General features: G+C 43.7%; 1 protein-coding gene. It reads right to left on the bottom strand.

Going from position 1 to position 908, the window contains the following annotated elements; translation table 11 throughout:
* Positions 1-172: 172 nt before the first annotated feature.
* Positions 173-908 (bottom strand): hypothetical protein (locus AB4585_RS24970; RefSeq protein WP_372171445.1); only part of this gene is annotated, 736 nt, incomplete at its 5' end.

Genomic DNA, 908 nt, shown 5'->3' with positions numbered 1-908 from the left:
GGTATATACGCTCCAGCCATAAACGAACTAGCAGACTCAACCGCTACCTCATCAAATGACTCTGGATCTAGCAAAATCGCCATGTAACTACTAACGACATGCAGATCAACCTTATGCAACCTTTTCACTCTCAAAGCCATATCAGCCTCCTAAAATTCTCACTCTAAGAAACCTAAAGACCCAACGAAGCAGACGCTGATTGTCTTTGTATTGCAGATAGTCCTGCATCGAAAGACTCAACCTGTTCCACCGTTGTCAACCAACCGATATGACAGTACCCTTTTGGAATACCACTATGGTAACTAACCAGGTCATATAAATGACCATACGATGCAAACCACGGCACAAAGCCACTGTCTAGAATCGTTTCCATACGTCTATGCAGTTGATTTCGGCGCTCACGCACCTCTTTACTAGCAGGTAAACTCTCTGGAATACCATTCATGTCACTGCGACCTAGCAAGCCGCACTCATCACAACGATAGTTCCAGTGATTTCTGTTAAGAGAGTACATCCCACCACAAACACATTTGCATTTAAGACCCTCAAATACTTTAGGTTCTGTTTTTGCAATGTAGCTTTTGATGATCTCACCGACGTAATAGGCTAGAGAATAATCCGCAGATTCAGCGTTAAGTCCACTCTGAACGAGCACGACATCATCCTCGCTCAACTCATCAATGTTAGGCTTACCCAACATCTGAAAGTAACAATCGAGGTACTCAATAACGCGCGACCCGTTCGCTTCAAAGCGTGAAGTGGGCTCAGCATCCACTTGCGATTTAAACAGGTGTTTAACCTTCCTAAACATCCGCTTTCTACGCTTCTCACAAAACGTAACTGGTGTGCCTTGTTTTTCTTTTTGAGCCATAAGTGTTTCCTTCATTGCCTTTACGGCATTAGTAAGT

The organism is Vibrio sp. 10N.222.49.C9, assembly GCF_041474985.1.
Classification (GTDB): Bacteria; Pseudomonadota; Gammaproteobacteria; order Enterobacterales; family Vibrionaceae; genus Vibrio; species Vibrio crassostreae_C.
Note: the sequence above shows the minus strand (reverse complement) of the source record. Positions and strands in the feature narration are given on the sequence as shown.